General features: G+C 68.6%; 15 protein-coding genes, 2 tRNA genes and 1 pseudogene. 2 read left to right on the top strand and 16 right to left on the bottom strand.

The features are described from left to right. Nucleotides 1-8 precede the first annotated feature (8 nt). Entirely contained in the window at nucleotides 9-515 is a 507-nt protein-coding gene (locus tag ACUYM2_RS10470) for a DUF2004 domain-containing protein (protein ID WP_481600006.1), read from the top strand. A 129-nt stretch (nucleotides 516-644) separates the two neighbouring features. Here ACUYM2_RS10470 and metE read toward each other — a convergent pair whose 3' ends face one another. Together metE and ACUYM2_RS10480 are read right to left on the bottom strand one after the other, a co-directional pair. After that, nucleotides 645-2987, bottom strand: a complete 2343-nt coding sequence (metE, locus tag ACUYM2_RS10475; protein WP_481600007.1) for a 5-methyltetrahydropteroyltriglutamate--homocysteine S-methyltransferase — start codon at nucleotides 2985-2987, stop codon at nucleotides 645-647. A gap of 57 nt (nucleotides 2988-3044) precedes the next feature. Next, a complete protein-coding gene (locus ACUYM2_RS10480; RefSeq protein ID WP_481600008.1) occupies nucleotides 3045-4019 on the bottom strand; it encodes a methylenetetrahydrofolate reductase in 975 nt (324 codons plus the stop codon). Between the two features lie 417 nt (nucleotides 4020-4436). On the opposite strand from ACUYM2_RS10480, the gene ACUYM2_RS10485 reads away from it, so the two are divergent. Beyond that, on the top strand, nucleotides 4437-4634 hold the full coding sequence (locus ACUYM2_RS10485) for a hypothetical protein (RefSeq protein WP_481600009.1): 198 nt from the start codon (nucleotides 4437-4439) through the stop codon (nucleotides 4632-4634). A gap of 48 nt (nucleotides 4635-4682) precedes the next feature. Here the strand turns inward: ACUYM2_RS10485 and ACUYM2_RS10490 are convergent, their stop codons facing one another. The 14 genes and pseudogenes from ACUYM2_RS10490 to rplU form a co-directional block, all read right to left on the bottom strand. Further along, on the bottom strand, nucleotides 4683-5936 hold the full coding sequence (locus tag ACUYM2_RS10490) for an ROK family transcriptional regulator (RefSeq protein WP_481600010.1): 1254 nt from the start codon (nucleotides 5934-5936) through the stop codon (nucleotides 4683-4685). A 176-nt stretch (nucleotides 5937-6112) separates the two neighbouring features. Next, entirely contained in the window at nucleotides 6113-7297 is a 1185-nt protein-coding gene (locus ACUYM2_RS10495) for a class I SAM-dependent methyltransferase (RefSeq protein ID WP_481601466.1), read from the bottom strand. 87 nt (nucleotides 7298-7384) lie between these two features. Further along, nucleotides 7385-8539 (bottom strand): annotated as a pseudogene (locus ACUYM2_RS10500) (NAD(P)-binding domain-containing protein); the annotation flags it as partial. Between the two features lie 56 nt (nucleotides 8540-8595). Further along, nucleotides 8596-8668: transfer RNA gene (locus ACUYM2_RS10505), tRNA-Ala, on the bottom strand. 186 nt (nucleotides 8669-8854) lie between these two features. Further along, nucleotides 8855-8927, bottom strand: a tRNA-Ala gene (locus ACUYM2_RS10510). A gap of 118 nt (nucleotides 8928-9045) precedes the next feature. Further along, nucleotides 9046-9447, bottom strand: coding sequence for a ribosome silencing factor (gene rsfS / locus ACUYM2_RS10515; RefSeq protein WP_481600011.1), 402 nt, complete (start codon nucleotides 9445-9447; stop codon nucleotides 9046-9048). Nucleotides 9448-9585: 138 nt separating this feature from the next. After that, the gene (locus tag ACUYM2_RS10520; RefSeq protein ID WP_481600012.1) at nucleotides 9586-10920 is read right to left on the bottom strand and encodes a hypothetical protein; all 1335 of its coding nucleotides are present in this window, start codon (nucleotides 10918-10920) and stop codon (nucleotides 9586-9588) included. A 7-nt stretch (nucleotides 10921-10927) separates the two neighbouring features. Further along, nucleotides 10928-11557: a nicotinate-nucleotide adenylyltransferase gene (gene nadD / locus ACUYM2_RS10525; RefSeq protein WP_481601467.1), complete on the bottom strand. Its 630-nt coding sequence runs from the start codon at nucleotides 11555-11557 to the stop codon at nucleotides 10928-10930. Between the two features lie 55 nt (nucleotides 11558-11612). Continuing rightward, nucleotides 11613-11846 carry a hypothetical protein gene (locus tag ACUYM2_RS10530; RefSeq protein ID WP_481600013.1) on the bottom strand — a complete coding sequence of 78 codons (234 nt, stop codon included), beginning with the start codon at nucleotides 11844-11846 and terminating at the stop codon, nucleotides 11613-11615. A gap of 91 nt (nucleotides 11847-11937) precedes the next feature. Continuing rightward, nucleotides 11938-13272, bottom strand: coding sequence for a glutamate-5-semialdehyde dehydrogenase (locus tag ACUYM2_RS10535; RefSeq protein ID WP_481600014.1), 1335 nt, complete (start codon nucleotides 13270-13272; stop codon nucleotides 11938-11940). 26 nt (nucleotides 13273-13298) lie between these two features. Continuing rightward, entirely contained in the window at nucleotides 13299-14450 is a 1152-nt protein-coding gene (gene proB / locus ACUYM2_RS10540) for a glutamate 5-kinase (RefSeq protein WP_481600015.1), read from the bottom strand. Further along, nucleotides 14440-16029, bottom strand: a complete 1590-nt coding sequence (obgE, locus tag ACUYM2_RS10545; protein ID WP_481600016.1) for a GTPase ObgE — start codon at nucleotides 16027-16029, stop codon at nucleotides 14440-14442. The genes proB and obgE overlap by 11 nt, the downstream gene beginning before the upstream one ends. Nucleotides 16030-16145: 116 nt before the next feature. Further along, nucleotides 16146-16409, bottom strand: coding sequence for a 50S ribosomal protein L27 (gene rpmA, locus ACUYM2_RS10550; RefSeq protein WP_009372867.1), 264 nt, complete (start codon nucleotides 16407-16409; stop codon nucleotides 16146-16148). A gap of 61 nt (nucleotides 16410-16470) precedes the next feature. Next, on the bottom strand, nucleotides 16471-16779 hold the full coding sequence (rplU, locus tag ACUYM2_RS10555; RefSeq protein WP_175321083.1) for a 50S ribosomal protein L21: 309 nt from the start codon (nucleotides 16777-16779) through the stop codon (nucleotides 16471-16473). Nucleotides 16780-16888: the final 109 nt, after the last annotated feature.

Below are 16888 nucleotides of genomic sequence, written 5' to 3' on the forward strand. Positions count from 1 at the left end.
TTGAAGACATGAGCAAGGTAGCGAGCCAGCACTTTGGAGAGATCGAGCTCAACCACGGGCGGGACCATAATTTCGCCGCCAAGCATGAACTGGCGGGCCAGCCCCTGGAGCTTGACCTCAACGTCAACGCGCATGACCACTTTGATGAAGCGGCCATGCACAAGGTTGACTACCGGCTGCGTTTCCTGCCCGAACTGGTGGACCAGGTCCGCGAAATGATCGCCGAGGAACTGGAGCAGGACGGCACCAGCCCGCAGGAGTACCTCCGCTTCCACTGCAACGCCATCAAGCCCGAGCACCTGCAGCAGGTCTTCGGCGTCACGGACAAGGCCCAGCTGACCAACCAGGTCTTCCTCAAGGCACTGAAGCTCGGCCACGTGGGCATTTACCCGGGCCAGCCGGAGCGCTACTTCGTGCTCGACTTCACCCTGGGCGCGCACTTCACCGACGAGGTCCTGGTCGCCTCCGCGGACGAGGACGGCGTCGTCGACGACGAGATCCTCTGGGAATCCTGATCGAATGCTCCCTAGCCGCCCTTTAGGGCGCTCAAAACGGCACCTACTCAGCAGCCGCTGACTGGAACGTACGACGGCGGCCGGCCACCTTTGCGGGGTGGCCGGAAGCCGTCGTTGGTACAGCCGGTGCTACCGGGCGGCTTCGAGCAGTCCGGCGCGGACCGTCTTGGTGGCCGTGACCAGGTTGCGCAGGGACTCCTCGGTCTCGGCGTAGCCGCGGGTCTTCAGTCCGCAGTCCGGGTTGACCCAGAGCTGGCGGGAAGGGACGTGCTTGACCGCGGTGCTGAGCAGTTCGGTGACTTCCTGCTCGCCCGGGACGCGGGGTGAGTGGATGTCGTAGACGCCCGGGCCCACGCCGCGGCCGAAGCCGTGGGACTCGAGGTCGTGCACCACTTCCATGCGGGAGCGGGCGGCCTCGATCGAGGTCACGTCGGCGTCGAGGCCGTCGATCGCGTCGATGATCACGCCGAACTCCGAGTAGCAGAGGTGGGTGTGCACCTGGGTGGCGTCGGCGGCGCCCGCGGTGGCGAGCCGGAAGGACTTCACGGACCAGTCCAGGTAGGCCGCCTGGTCGGCCCTGCGCAGGGGCAGCAGTTCGCGCAGTGCGGGCTCGTCGACCTGGATGATCTTGATGCCGGCGGCTTCCAGGTCCGCGATCTCGTCGCGGAGCGCCAGGGCCACCTGGTTGGCGGTCTCGCCGAGGGGCTGGTCGTCGCGCACGAAGGACCACGCCAGGATGGTGACCGGGCCGGTGAGCATCCCCTTCATCGGTTTGTTGGTCAGAGACTGCGCGTAGCGGGCCCATTCCACCGTGATCGGGGCGCTGCGCGTGACGTCACCCCAGAGGATAGAGGGACGGGTGCAGCGAGAGCCGTAAGACTGGACCCAGCCGTGGACGGTGACGTCGAAACCTTCCAGGTTTTCGGCGAAGTACTGCACCATGTCGTTGCGCTCGGGTTCGCCGTGGACCAGGACGTCGAAGCCGAGCTCCTCCTGCAGCTCCACGACGCGCTTGATCTCATCCTTCATCAGCTGTTCGTACTGTTCGGTGCTGAGCTCGCCCTTGTTGGCGCGTGCCCGGGCGGTGCGGATCTCGGCGGTCTGCGGGAAGGAGCCGATGGTGGTGGTGGGCAGCGGCGGCAGGTGCAGCGCCTCGGCCTGCGCGGCTTCGCGGACCGTGTAGGCGGAGCGGCTGAAGTCCGCGTCGGTCAGGGCGGTGGTGCGGGCCCGGACCTCGGCGCGGCGGACGCCCTCGGCCCCGGCCCGGGAGGCGATGATGCGGGTGGCCTCCTCGATGGCCGGGCGGACCGCTGCCGGGTCGGTCAGCAGCCCGGCGAGGGTGACAACCTCGGCGGCCTTCTGGTCGGCGAAGGCGAGCCAGCTGCGCAGATGGGCCGGGAGCTGGGCCTCCTCCCCGGCGTCGTGCGGGACGTGCGCGGTGGTGGTGGACGTGCTGACGGCGAGCCTGGCCACGGACTTCTTCAGTTCGGCGATCTTCGCCGCGGAGGCGGCCAGGTCATTGCGCCAGATGTTGTGGCCGTCCACGACGCCGGCAACGAGCGTCTTGTTGCCCAGCGCGGCGAGCGCGGCGGCGGAGGGGACGTCGCCCTTGAAGACGTCCAGGTGCAGGGCGTCGATGCCGGTGGCGGCGAGCGTGCCGAGCAGGCCGTTGAGCGCGCCGTACGGGGTGGAGACGAACAACTGCGGGCGCTGTGCCGCGGCTGCGAGGACCTCGTAGGAACGGGCAACGGCGGCCTGGATCTCTTCGGCCGGGGTGTCCTGGTCCACCACCAGGGCGGGTTCGTCGAGCTGGATCCAGCTGGCGCCGGCCGCGGCAAGCTTTTCCAGCAGCGCGGTGTAGACGGGCAGGATGTCCTCAAGGCGGGACAGCGGGCTGAAGTCGGCGGGGGCGCCGTCGGAAGCCTTGCTCAGCAGCAGGAAAGTCACCGGGCCGACGAGGTACGGGCGGATCTCAACACCGTGGGCCAGCGCGTAGTCGAATTCCTCAACGATCCTGGCGGACGTCAGCGCGAAGGTGGTCTCCGGGCCGATCTCCGGGACGAGGTAGTGGTAGTTGGTATCGAACCACTTGGTCATTTCCAGCGGCTGCTGGTCCTTGGTGCCGCGGGCCAGGGTGAAGTAGCCGTCGATGTCGAGCTGGCCGTCCGCGTTGAGCAGGTTACCGAAGCGGGCCGGTACGGCGCCGAGGTGGGCGGCGGCGTCGAGCACCTGGTCGTAGTAGGAGAACGTGCCGGGGACGGCGGCGGCTTCGGTCAGGCCGAGGCCCTGGAGCCGCTTGGCCGTGCCGAGCTGGATCTGCTTGGCGGCGGCGTCCAGGGCGGCGGCGTCGATCTTGCCGGCCCAGTAGGCCTCGACGGCCTTCTTGAGTTCGCGGCGGCGGCCGATGCGCGGGTAGCCCAGGATCGAGGCGGCCGGGAACGGAACGGGCACAGCGGTGTTCGTGTCAGTCATGGGAGGTCCTAAGAGTTGGTGGTGCAGTGTGCAGGGAAGTTGCGTTGGTTGCCGGTGTCAGCTGGCGAGCTGCCGGCGGGCCACGGTGCGCCCGTGGCTGCCGTGCCGGTTGCCGCTTCGCGGCCGCGGCAGGGCGAGCTTGTCCAGCACGTCCAGGGCACTGGCGTGCTCGTTGAAGGTGTACAGGTGGAGACCGGGGGCGCCGGCGTCCAGGGCGGCGTTGGCCAGGTCCACGGTGGCCCTGACCCCGATCCGGTTGCGTTCGGCGTCGGTGTCCGCGGCGGCAAGCCGTTCCATCAGTTCCGGGGCCGGTTCGACGCCGGTCAGTTCGCCCAGCCGGGTGAGCCGGCGGACGCTGGTGAGCGGCATAACTCCGGGGATGATCGGGATGGTGACCCCCGCCCGGCGCGCCTGGGACAGCAGCCGCGCATATTGCTCGGTACGGAAAAAGACCTGGGTGATGGCGAAGTCGGCGCCGGAGCGCTGTTTCGCCAGCAGCACCTCGACGTCGTGCGCCTCACTCGGCGATTCGGGGTGCCGGGTGGGGTAGGCGGCGACCCCGACGGCGACTTTTCCGGCGCACAGCAGCGCCGATCGGCGCTGTTCAACGCGGCGGATGAGTTCGATCAGGTCCTGGGCGTAACGCAACGAACCTTCCGCCGGGACGCCGCCGTCCCGGGGCTGGTCGCCGCGAAGTGCCAGGATGCCACGCACGCCGACGTCGAGCAGTTCACCGATGACCTCGGCCAATTCCTGCGGGGTGTTGCCCACGCAGGTCAGGTGCGCCAGCGGGCGCAGCTGGGTTTCCTGTACCAGGCGGTGGATGAGTTCGACGGCGGTACTGCGGTTGGAGCCGCTCGCGCCGTAGGTCACCGAGACGTAGTCGGGGCTGGTGGTTTCCAGCTCCCCGATCGTGGTCCAGAGCGACTCCGCGGCAGCGGGCGAACGCGGCGGGAAAAGCTCGTAGGACAGGGCGACGGGGGCCGCTCCGGCGAGATTTGGATGTGCGTCAATAAGGCTTGGTGGAGACATTTGCGTCCTTGGCTGTGGGCCATTGCCGCCAGCGGGCCGGCATCGAAGCCAGCGCTGCCGCCAATGAGTTGAGTTTGGGGAACACGGAGGGAACTTCAGCAGCTCGCAGTCGCGACTGTTACGCCTGCTTCGAAGCTGTCCGTGAGCAAATGTCAGGCCCACATGGGGGCACCCACACCCTCCTTGGCTGCCAGTGGAATATTTCGAGTGAAATTTTTCCGTTGGCCGGCCTGCAGCGGAGGATCGCTGACACGTTACCGGGGTAACTTGCTTACGACTTTAGGGTCCGCTGGAGTGGCATTCAAGTCCCCTGTCGAATTAAGACGTGTCTTTACGACGCCGGGAGCCACGCTGCAGAATATTCTTCGCCAACGTCGGGACTCCCTTTTGTCGGCGGGGCGGGTCTATCCTGAGGGCATGATCCAGCTTCCAGCCAGTTACCAGGAGTATCTCGCCGGCAAGAGCGAGAGCGTCGTCAACACCGTCCGGCCCGTCCTGATGCAGTCGGCAGCGGAAAAATTGCACGGGGTCCGCGTGGTGGTCCACCCGCACGACCACCAGGCCCATCTGGATGACACCATCCCTTTCGGGACCGTCATCGAGGACATCGACTGAGGTCAGCGACGCGTGCCACGGCTCCCGGCCAGGGGCGGGGCCGGCTCGTTAGCCCTCCAGCAGCAGGCGCTGCGAGCGGGGAGCCAGCGTGTGCTCCAGGACCAGGCAGGCGGCGCCGACGGCGCCGACGTCCTCGCCAACGCCGGTGCCCACGACTTCGATGCCGTGGATCTTCCGGGTGGCGCTGTTCTCCGCCACAAGCTCAGGGACCAGAGTCAGGTACGTTTCGGAGAGGCAGCTCCAGAACGGTCCCCCGAAGACGACACGGTCCACGTCCAGGGTGTTGGTGATCGCTGACACCGCCCGGGCCACGAGCGCGGCGGAGCGGTCGATAATCTGCGCGGCCGCCTGGTCACCACCGTAGGCCTGGGCACACAGCTGGGCGAAGCGTTCCTGGACCGCCGGGCCGGTGTTTTCCCCGCGCGGTCCAGCCAGTACCCCGGCTTCCTGTGCCTGGGCAACGAGCACCTGGGGGATGACCGTGGACTTCACACAGCCGCGCAGCCCGCAATCGCACAGGGCGCCTCCCGGGTCCACCACAATGTGCCCGATTTCGCCGGCGTTTCCGGACGTGCCACGCACTACCTCGTCGTTGAGGACGATTCCGCAGCCGATCCCGGTGCCCATGTACATGAAGATGAAGCTGCCGGCCCCGCTGGGTCCCCCGGCCCACGTCTCCGCGACGGCAGCGCTGGTGACGTCCTTGTCCACGAGCGTGGAAAGGCCCGTGGCTTTGACGAGGGCGTCCCGCAACGGGACGCGGTCCCAGCCGAGCAGGAGCGGCGGGTCGACCACCGTGCCCTCATTCAGGTCGATGGGGCCCGGGGACGCGACGCCGAGGCCGGCGATCTTGGCAGGGTCGACACCGGAATCGGCGATCAGCTGTTTGATCTCGGCGGCAATGGTGTCAATGACGGCGCCGGGATCGGCGCCGGACGGGGTCTTGATCCGGGAGTGCTTGACCACGGCGCCCACGAGGTCCAGGACGACGAAGGTCGTCACCGCGGGATCGAGGTGGACGCCGACGGCGTACATTCCGGCCGGGTTGAGCCGGAGCATGGTCCGGGGTTTGCCCGGGCCGGTGCCTTCCTTGCCCGCCTCGACAATCAGGTTCTGGTCCAGCAGCCTGCGGGAAATGTTGGAGATGGTCTGCGGCGAGAGTCCGACGAGCTGCGCGAGTTCCACCCGGCTGAGCCCGCCCGGCGCGCGCCGGATCGCGTCCAGGATGACCGTGAGGTTGAAATCCCCCATCCGGGGGAGGTTCGTTCCGCGTCGCGGCGAGGGTGTGCGGATCTCAGTCACTGATACCTCTAAACGTCTTCGGCCAAGCACTGCTGATGTCAAAAATGGTACGTTACGTGCGGCCCCAAGCCCCCACTCTCCGCTGTCACAGTCGGATAGATTTCCTCCGGGCGGGCCGGGGTGTCCCTCGCCCGGGCCCGGGCTGGTCCCGCGTCCGCGCCCGGACTGGTCCGGGCCTAGCCCTGCGGGGCTGCCTGTCGCGGCTGGCGGATGCTCGCAGTGACAGTGAATTTCGGGTTTCGGCCCACCTCGCGGGTGGGCCCGACCAGGCGTTCCAGGGCGGGCCGGTACTGCAAGTGGCTGTTGAACACCGTCCAAAGTTCGCCGCCCGGAGCCAGGACCCTGGCCGCTGCTTCGATCAGTTTGATTCCCGCCCCGGCGTGCACCGCGGCGCCGAGGTGGAAGGGCGGATTGAGCAGGACCAGATCGGCGCTGGCGTCCGGCAGGGTGCTCATGGCGTCGTCGTGCAGGACCTCGATCTGAGAGTCCAGGCTGTTGGCGTGTGCCGTGGCCGCGGCGGACTCGACGGCGGCCGCGGACCGGTCTGTGGCCGTGACCCGGGCGTCGGGATGGCTGCGGGCGTACAGGGCGGCCAGGATCCCGGTGCCGCACCCGAGGTCGACGGCGTGCCCGGCGCCGGGCATCTCCGGCAGGAAGTCCAGCAGGAACCGGGTTCCGATGTCCAGCCCGGTGCCGGCAAACACAGCCCCCCGGGCGCAGATGGTAAGCCCCAGCCCGGCGTTCCGCTCCGCGACCGGGAAGGGCGGGCTGGCGGCCGCAGGCTTCGCGGCCCGGGCCAGCAGGACGCGTGACTTTTGCCGGGCCAGCTGCGGCTGCACCTCACCGAAGTACCGCTCCAGCACGGCGTTCATCCCCAAGCTCATGTGCTTGACCCTGCCGCCGGCCAGCAGCACCACGTCTGGCGCGGCGTACCGGGCGACGGCGTCCGCGGTCTCCTCCAGCTCGGCGAGCGACCGGGGCAGCTGAAGCAGGACCAGGGACGCGCCCTCGAGGGCCTCGGCCAGCGGGAGCTGTTCGAACCCGGCGGTCAGTCCGGTAGCCTCGGCGTTGTTGCGCAGCGCGCGTTCGCCGGTAATCAGGTCCTCGTGCACCCGCACCGGGTAGCCCTCAAAGCCGGTGCCCTGCCAGCCCAGGGCGAGCACACCGAGGGTCAGTGCACCGTAACGGTCGCCCACCACGGCGGTCCGGCCGCCGGGTGCCAGCTGACCGGCGGCCCGCAGGTCCGCGGCGGTGTCCAGCAGCAACCGGTCGGTGGCATCCCACGCCTGGAGGTTGGCCGTCTCGACGTCGGGGAATCTGCGGAGCCGGGAGAAGAGCGATTCGAGCTTGTTGTCCGCCACGCGCGGTTTGCCGCCGTTTCTTGTCGGGCCCTCACTGATCGGGCTGGGGGTTTGGTGCACCGCTTTACGATATCCCGAACCGGCCAGCAGTTTGACGATTCCGGCGACGGCCGCCCGGCCCGCCCGATTGGCCCCGATGGTGGAGGACGAGGGGCCGTAGCCCACCAGGTGGATTCGCGGCTCCGCCGCGACGCGGGTGCCGTCCATGGCGATGCCGCCGCCGGGACCGCGGAGGTGCAGCGGCGCGAGGTGCTCCAGCTCGGCCCGGAAGCCCGTGGCCCAGAGGATGACGTCGGCGGGCAGGAAGCTGCCGTCCGCCAGCCGCACTCCCCCGGGCTCAATGCCGGTGAACATCCGGTGGCGCTGGAGCACGCCGCGTGCGGCGGCAGCGCGCAGCGCCGGCGTCCAGATCAGTCCCGTCGCGGCGACGACGCTCTGCGGCGGCAGACCCTGCCGCACCCGTTCCTCAACGAGGGCGACGGCGTCGTGGCCGGCCTGCCGGTCGAAGGGGGCGTCGCGCCAGAGAGGTTCCCGCCGGGTAAACCAGGTGGTGCTGGTGACCTTGGAGATCTCGTCCAGCAGGCCGACCGCGGAGATGCCGCCGCCCACCACGATCACGTGTTGGCTGCGGAATTCCTCTGCGGAGACGTAGTCCGCCACGTGCAGTTGCCGGCCGCGGAAGCTTGACTGGCCCGGGTAGATCGGCCAGAACGGGCGCGTCCAGGTGCCGGTGGCGTTGATCACGGCCCGGGCGGACCAGGCGCTGCTGGAGGTGGCAAGACGGAGGCGCCCGCCGGGGTTGCGGTCCTCCCGGCTGACGGAGCGAACCTTCACCGGCCGTTCGACGGCGAGACCCAGCCCGGCCTCGTAACCGCCGAAGTACCGGCTCAGGAAGCTGGAACTGGCTTCCTCAGGATCCACCGCCGGCTGCGGGATGCCCGGCAAGTCGCTGATGCCGTTCACGGTGGCCATCAGCAGGCTTTTCCAGCGGTGCCGCCAGGCGCCCCCGGGGCCGTCCTCTGCGTCGAGCACCACGTAGCTCGGCGGGCCGTCGGTGCCGGGCGGAGTGGCGCTTTCCGGGCCCGTGCTGGCCGGGCCGCCGTCCGGTCCCGGCGGCACGGCGGGGACGAAGCCACGGCGTTGCAGATGGTAGGCGGCTGACAGTCCGGCCTGCCCGGCGCCGATGACCACGACGTCGGCGAACCGCAGTAGCGGCCGCAAGGTGTCGTTCACGGGGCTCATCCTAGTTCAGCGGAAAATAAAGCGAGGCCCCGCTCAATGAGCGGGACCCCGTTCGGTGGAGCTGAGGGGACTCGAACCCCTGACCCCCTGCATGCCATGCAGGTGCGCTACCAGCTGCGCCACAGCCCCAAACCCGTCGTTGACCGAGCCCTCAGGAAGCCGGTTCGATCAAGCAACCTGATTAGCTTAATCCACATTTGCCGCCGACGCTAATCGGCGCGCGGCGTGTCGGCGGCTGGGTCCTCCTTAACGGTGCGCCGCCGCAAAGGCACAAAAAAATCCGCCGGAATCTTGCGATTCCGGCGGATTGTCCGGTGGAGCTGAGGGGACTCGAACCCCTGACCCCCTGCATGCCATGCAGGTGCGCTACCAGCTGCGCCACAGCCCCGAATTTTCGCTGCTCCGAACTCGTTCTCTCCGAAGCAACTCAAATATCTTAGATCAGCACTTCTGAAAATTCCAAATCGGGCATATTCAGGGTTTTGCGCCGTCTGGTGCCGCCCCTCCTACTCGGCGTCGGTGGCCGCGGTTGCCTTGGCGGAGGTGTCGTCGCCGAGCTGCAGGTCCACGACGGGGCAGTCCTTCCAGAGCCGCTCCAGGGCGTAGAAAACGCGGTCTTCCTCGTGCTGGACGTGGATGACGACATCGGCGTAATCCAGCAGCACCCAGCGTCCGCCGGAGCGGCCTTCGCGGCGGACCGGCTTGAGGTCGAACTTGGACAGTTCATCCTCGATGCCGTCGACAATGGCGTTCACCTGGCGTTCGGACGGCGCGGACGCGATCAGGAAGACGTCCGCCAGGGCAAGCCGCTCGCTGACGTCGAGGGCCACAATGTCGTCGGCCAGTTTTTCCGCGGCGGCGCGGGCTGCGTGGCGGGCTGTGGCGATGGATGAATCGGTTGCAGTCACGGGACTCCTTGTTGAAAGTAAAAGCTGCTGAAGGTAAAAGCTGTCAATGCTGGAAATGCTGTGTGGTCGGAAGGGGCTGCTTCGCCTGGGACGCGGCCGGGGTGGCCGGATCGCCCGCTGGCGGCTGCGGCGCAGTCGCTAGGGGGCCAACCCGGTGATGATCAGGATGATGCCGGCAATGAGGGCCAGCACACCGAGGGACAGGACGCCGAGCTGAAGGGCGCGCAGTCGCCGTGCGCGGCCCAGGCCGGCCGTGGCGGCGTCCAGCGGATCAAGCCCGTACGCGGAGTTGGCAGCAACCGGCGGACGCGCGGCGAACTCCTCCTCCGCCACCGGAGCCCCGGGATTTTCCGGGGCGGCTGCCCCGGCCGGGCGGCGGGCCGTGGCGGACTGCGCAGCTGCCTCGGCACGGGCCAGCACGCCTGCGCGGCCGTTGGCCGGACCGGCATCCCGCTTGCGGGACGGGCCCGGCCGGCGCGGGGTGCGGGGCGGCTGGACCTTGGGGCTGGAGTTGGTAACCAGCGGGACATACGACGTGGCGGGGCGCTTCATAACCGGCCGCTCCATGCCGGGGACCTCGACGAATTCCAGCGGCGTGACCATGGCCAGGTTGCTGGCTGTCGAGGGGGCGTTACTCTGGGGTTCGCTGCGGGGCTGGGACGGCTGGCTGTTCTGCTCCGCCAGCTTTTGCTTCGCGGCCGCCCGCCGGTTCAGCACGGCGGCGCGTTCGGCCAGGGCGATCTGCTCGGCCAGGACCTCCGGGTTGACGGCGTCCGGATCCGTGGCAGCGATGTGTTCCATCTTTGCCACCTGGTTGCGGGCCTGCTCGGCGAGGAGCTCGCGCGCGGCGAGGGCCTGCTCAACGCTCATCCCCTCCGGCAGTTTGCCCCCCGGGCCGGGCGCGCCGGCGTCCTGCCGCGCTTCGACTGCTTCCGGCGCAGAAGCGGCTGAGCCGGCGGAGCTGTCCTGGCCGGCCGGCCGCCTGGCAGCCGGCCCGACCACCGGGTGCGAGCGGGTCCGGGGCGACGGCATCGGCACGATCGGGTTGGCGGAGGTGGCAGGGGCGGTTTCTTCGGCCAGCTGCTGGAGCCGGAGCTGGCGGCGCGTGGGCGCTCCGCCGGGTGAAAGCTGGCCTTCCTTTTCGGCAAGTTCCTTGATGGTGCGCAGGGCGGCACGGTCGCGGGCCCGGATCTGGGAGGACCGTTCGGCGGCGGACGTCGTCCGGACCGAGTCCACCGGGCCCGGGATACGGCGGCGGCCGGTGGTCTCGGCCTCGGTCGGTTCCTCGGGACGCCCGGAGGTGGCGGCATCCCCGCCGTCCGGCCGGGAGCCGGGACCTGAGCCGTCATGTGTGCGGGCAGCCTGACCTGCGCCGGCACCCGTGGTGCCGGCGCCCGTGGTCTCTTGCTGGCGCTCCTCCCTGGCCTGGCGCAATTCGCGGCGGCTGCGGACGGGAGGCTGTTCCTGACTCATTGGAGGCTCACTCGGTGCTGGCGGTCTGGTTTGTTTCGAGGGCGGGCGGCGACTCGTGGAATTCCACCGCGGGATCGGGCTGGCCGTCATACAGGTCGTACTTGGCGATGTACTGGACCACGCCGTCGGGCACGAGGTACCAGACGGGGTTTCCGGCCGCGACACGGGCCCGGCAGTCGGTGGACGAGATTGCCATGGCGGGGACCTCGAGCAGGCTCACGTCGTCCCGGCCCATGCCGTCCAGCACATGCCCGGGACGGGTCACGCCGACAAAGTGCGCCAGCGACCAGAGCTCGTCGATGTCTTTCCACGAGAGGATCTGGGCGAGTGCGTCGGCGCCGGTGATGAAGAACAGGTCGGCGTCCGGCCGCAGCGTGCGCAGGTCCCGGAGGGTATCGATCGTGTAGGTCGGGCCGGGTCGGTCGACGTCGACCCGGCTCACGGTGAAGCGCGGGTTCGACGCGGTGGCGATGACGGTCATAAGGTAGCGGTGCTCGGCCTCGCTGACCTTCCGGCTGCTCTTCTGCCATGGCTGCCCGGTGGGAACAAACACCACTTCGTCAAGGCCGAACTTCGCCGCGACCTCACTGGCCGCGACGAGGTGGCCGTGATGGATCGGATCGAAGGTGCCGCCCATCACACCCAGCCGCAGGCGGCGCTTCGCGCCGTGCTGCTTCACTGTGGCGGAAATATTAGTGGCCCTGGCCGTGGTCGTGCTTGTTCGGGTGCTGACGGTGCGGGTCCGCGTGCTCCTCGACTGCCTCGTGGCGCTTGCCGAGGTTGCCGTAGGACAGCGTGATGAACATCAGGACCAGCAGCAGCACGAACATCGACCCGCCGATAACGAATGGCGGCGCAATGAGCGGCGCGAGTTCCTCATGTTCGACGGCGACTGCGACGGACGTGGCGATCTGCTGAAACAGCATGTTCTCCCCTACTAAGTTCAACTATTGACGATTGCTTTACGGCGCCGGTGAATACCGCCGTTCCTGGCTTCTGTTCCATGTTACCGCGTTGCTAGGCCCGGACTTGGCCCTCGCCCTGCACGATCCACTTCGTGGTGGTGAGCTCGGTCAGCCCCATCGGGCCGCGGGCGTGCAGCTTCTGCGTCGAAATGCCCACCTCGGCGCCGAGGCCCAGCTCCCCGCCGTCGGTAAAGCGCGTGGAGGCGTTCACGATCACCGCGGCCGAATCCACCTCCGCGATGAACCGCTCGGCGTTGGCCAGGTCGTTGGTAAGGATGGCCTCGGTGTGCCCGGTGGACCAGGTGCGGATGTGCTGTACGGCTTCGTCCAGGCTGTCCACCATGGCGACCGCCAGGTCCAGGTCCATGTATTCGGTGGCCCAGTCCGCCTCGGTGGCCGGCACCGAGGCGATGGCAGCCGGGAGGGCAGCGCGGATCCGTTCGTCGGTGTGCAGGGTGACACCGGCGGCGCGCAGGGCGGCGGCGACGGCGGGCAGCACGGTGGACGCGGAATGGACCAGCAGCGTCTCCACGGTGTTGCAGACGCTGGGGCGCTGGGTCTTGGCGTTCAGCAGGATCTCGACGGCCATCTCTTCGTCCGCCGAGGCGTCGAGGAAAATATGCACGTTGCCTTCCCCGGTTTCAATGACGGGCACCGAGGAGTTCATCACCACGGTCTGGATCAGCTCGCGGCCGCCGCGCGGAATCAGGACGTCGACGCGGCCCCGGGCGCGCATCAGGACGTTCGCGCCGTCACGGCCGTACTGGTCCACGCTCTGCACGGCGTCGGCGGGCAAGCCGACGGAGTCCAGGGCGTCGCGCAGGATGCCGACGAGGGCTTCGTTGGTGGCGGCGGCGGCGCTTCCGCCGCGCAGGATCACGGCGTTCCCGCTCTTTAGGGCAAGGCCGGCGATGTCCACGGTGACGTTGGGGCGCGCCTCGTAGATCGCCGCGACCACGCCCATCGGCACGTTGACCTGGCGCAGCCGGAGCCCGTTCGGGAGGGTCTGGCCCCGGACCACGTTGCCCACCGGGTCCGGCAGGTTGGCAAGGTTTTCCAGTGCGGCGGCCAGGGCCTGCACGCGGGCTTCGGTGAGGCTGAGGCGGTCCAGCAGCGCCCCCGAGGTGCCGTTGGCCCGGCCGGCGGCGACGTCCTTGGCATTGGCGGCCAGGATCCGGTCCTGGTGCTCCAGCAGCGCGGCGCCGACGGCGCGCAGTCCGCGGTCCTTCCAGGCCCGATTGGCGCCGGCCATCCGGCGGGACGCTGTCCGGGACCGGTCGGCGATGGCATGCACGGCGGCTTCGATGTCCGTCGCGGCCGGCGGCAGGCCCGCAGAGGGCGCGTGGAGAACCGGCAGGTCGGGGTGCGAAGTCAGGGCCTCAGTCATGCTCCAAGTTTAGGCGAGCGGAGGGCTTAGACCAGCACCAGGTCGTCAACATGAACAACTTCACGGTCATAGCCGCGGCCCAGCGCCTTGCCGAGTTCGCGGGTGGAGCGGCCAAGCATCTGCGGCAGCTCCGCGGCGCCGTAGTTCACCAGGCCGCGGGCAATCACCGTGCCGTCGGTGCCGACCATCTCGACGGCGTCGCCTGCTTCGAAGTCGCCATGCACGGCGGAAATCCCGGCAGGCAGCAGCGAGGTGTGGCGGTCCCGCACGGCGCGGACGGCGCCGTCGTCGAGCACCAGCGTTCCCCGGACGGACGCCAGGTGGGCGAGCCAGAGCAGCCGGATCGGTTTGCGGGAGCCGTTGACGGAGAACCAGGTTCCCACGTCCTCCCCCGCCAGTGCGGCGGCGGCGTTCGCGGTGGAGGTCACGAGGGCATGGATCCCGGATCCGGCGGCGATGGACGCGGCCTCGACCTTGGTGACCATGCCGCCGGTGCCGACCCCGGCCTTGCCGGTACTGCCGATCGAGACGCCGTCGAGGTCGCGCGGGCCGGCGACGTGCGGAATCCGCTTGGCCCCGTGTGCTGGCGGCCCGTCGTACAGCGAATCGACGTCGGAGAGCAGCACGAGGGCGTCGGCGCGGACCAGGTGCGCCACCAGGGCCGCGAGCCGGTCGTTGTCGCCGAAGCGGATCTCGTGGGTGGCGACGGTGTCGTTCTCATTGACAACCGGAACCACGCCGAGGTTCAGCAGCCGGTCCAGCGCGCGGAAGGCGTTGGTGTGCTGGCTGCGGCGCATGAAGTCGTCCGCGGTCAGCAGCACTTGGCTCACCGTGACGCCGTGCGCGCCGAAAGCGTGGGTGTAGCGCGCCATCAGCAGGCCCTGCCCCACGCTCGCGGCGGCCTGCTGGGTGGCGAGGTCGCGGGGGCGTTTGTCCAGGCCCAGCGGCGCCAACCCGGCGGCTATCGCCCCCGAGGAGACGAGGATAATTTCAGTGCCCGCATTGCGCTTGTGCGCGAGGGCGTCGGCGAGGTCGGTGAGGGCTTCCTCGGCGATGCCGCCCTTGATGGACGTCAGTGAGGAGGACCCCACCTTGACCACGATCCGGCGGGCGCCGGAGAGCAGGGCACGGCTGGGCGCGGCTGCTGCCCCGGTGACGACGACGGCGTTACTCGTCATCGGCTTCGCCGAGTCCACTCTCCTTGAGCGGCTGCGGCGCGCGGCGGGCACTGACCGATTCGGTCCAAATACCGGCCTTGCGCTCTGCTTCCAGCTCGGCCCGCGCGGCGGCCTTCGCGTCGCGGCGCTCCTGCTGCTCGTCGCGCTTCTGGCCGCGGGTCGGGCGGTCGCCGATGTCGGCAAAGCGCACGTCGGTGCCGCGCGGAGAGGCCAGCAGCTCGGCGCCGGCCATCATGGTCGGCTCCCAGTCGAAGACAACGCCGTCGTCCTCGCCAATGACAACCATGTCGCCGGGCTTGGCGCCCTGCTTGAACAGTTCGTTTTCGACGCCCAGCTTGGCGAGGCGGTCGGCGAGGTAGCCGATGGCTTCCTCATTGGTGAAGTCGGTTTGCTTGACCCAGCGCACGGGCTTGTCGCCCAGCACGCGGAACAGCGGTTCCAGGTTCTTCTCTTCACGGCGGATCGTGAAGCCGCTCTCGTTGACGGCGCGCGGACGCAGCACGGGGGCCTGGACCTTGGGCGGTGTCGCGGCCACCGCGTCACGGGCGGCCTTGACGATCTCGGCCATGGCGAAGCCCAGCTGGCGGAGTCCCTCGTGGCTCGTGGCGGAAATTTCGAAGACCTTGTAACCGCGCTTTTCCAGTTCGGGCCGGACGAATTCGGCCATGTCCTTGCCGTCGGGCAGGTCGACCTTGTTCAGGGCGACCAGGCGGGGGCGGTGGTTCAGCGGCACGACTTCGCCGTCGGAGCCGGCGTAGCTCATGTCAACGGCGTACTTTTCGAGCTCGGCTTCGATCACGGCCAGGTCCGAGAGCGGGTCGCGGTCCGATTCCAGCGTGCCGCAGTCCAGCACGTGGACCAGCGCGGCGCAGCGTTCGACGTGGCGCAGGAAGTGGTGACCCAGGCCCTTGCCTTCGCTGGCGCCCTCGATCAGGCCCGGGACGTCGGCGATGGTGAAGCGCACGTCCCCGGCCTGCACGACGCCGAGGTTGGGGATCAGGGTGGTGAAGGGGTAGTCGGCGATCTTGGGCCGCGCGGCTGACATGGCCGCGATCAGACTGGACTTGCCGGCAGACGGGAAGCCGACCAAGGCGATGTCGGCGATGGACTTCAGTTCCAGGACGATGTCGCTGGAGTCGCCCTCGATGCCGAGCAGCGCGAAGCCGGGAGCGCGGCGCTTCTGCGAGGACAGCGCAGCGTTGCCAAGCCCGCCCAGGCCGCCGGCCGCGGCGATGAATTCGGTGCCTTCGCCCACCATGTCGGCCAGCACCGTGCCGTCCTTGCTCTTGACGACGGTGCCCTCCGGGACCGGGAGGACCAGGGTTTCGCCGTTCTTACCGCCGCGCCAGTCACCCATGCCGGGGCCGCCGTTGGTGGCGTGCCGGTGCGGGGCGTGGTGGTAGTCGAGCAGGGTGGTGGTCTGGGGGTCCACGCGCAGGATGACGTCGCCGCCGTTACCGCCGTTACCACCGTCGGGGCCGCCGAGGGGCTTGAACTTCTCGCGGTGGACGGAGACACAGCCGTGGCCGCCGGTACCGCCGGATACGTGCAGTACTACCCGGTCTACAAAGCTCGCCACGTGGATCTCCTCAGTGCTGTTCCTCGGGTCCGCGAGGGGCCCAAGATGATTGTAATGCGGTTAAAACACCGGTGGAGCGGACCAACTGGCCCGCCCCACCGATTTAGAACTTGTTGTTACTCTGCAGCTGCAGCAGCCACGATGTTCACAACGCGACGACCACGGCGGGTGCCGAACTCGACAGCACCGGGGGTCAGGGCGAACAGGGTGTCGTCCCCGCCGCGGCCAACGCCGGCGCCCGGGTGGAAGTGGGTGCCACGCTGGCGGACGATGATCTCGCCTGCGGAAACTACCTGGCCGCCGAAGCGCTTGACGCCAAGGTACTGGGCGTTGGAGTCACGACCGTTGCGAGTGGAGCTCGCGCCTTTTTTATGTGCCATTTGGAATGCCTGCCTTCAAAAATTCTGGGGAATCTGCTGGGACCTGAACAGTAACGAAACGTTACTTGATACCGGTGATCTTGACCTTGGTCAATTCCTGACGGTGACCCTGGCGCTTCTTGTAACCGGTCTTGTTCTTGAACTTCTGGATGACGATCTTCGGACCACGAAGGTCTTCCAGGATCTCAGCCGTAACCGTTACCTTGGCCAGGTCCTTGGCTGCAGACGTGACCTTGTCACCGTCCACCAGGAGCAGTGCGGGCAACTCAAAGGTGCTGCCGGCTCCACCGGGGACGCGGTTCAGGGTAACGAAGTCTCCAACGGAAACCTTCTCTTGGCGGCCGCCTGCGCGGACAATCGCGTACACCACTGGGGAACTCACTTCTCTCGACGTTTATTACTAGATTTGCGTGCGGAACCTGGGGCCGAAGTGTTCGGACCGGCTCACGCTGTGCCTCAACGCCGGTGGGTTCCCCGGG

The organism is Arthrobacter sp. SD1074B (genome assembly GCF_056780195.1).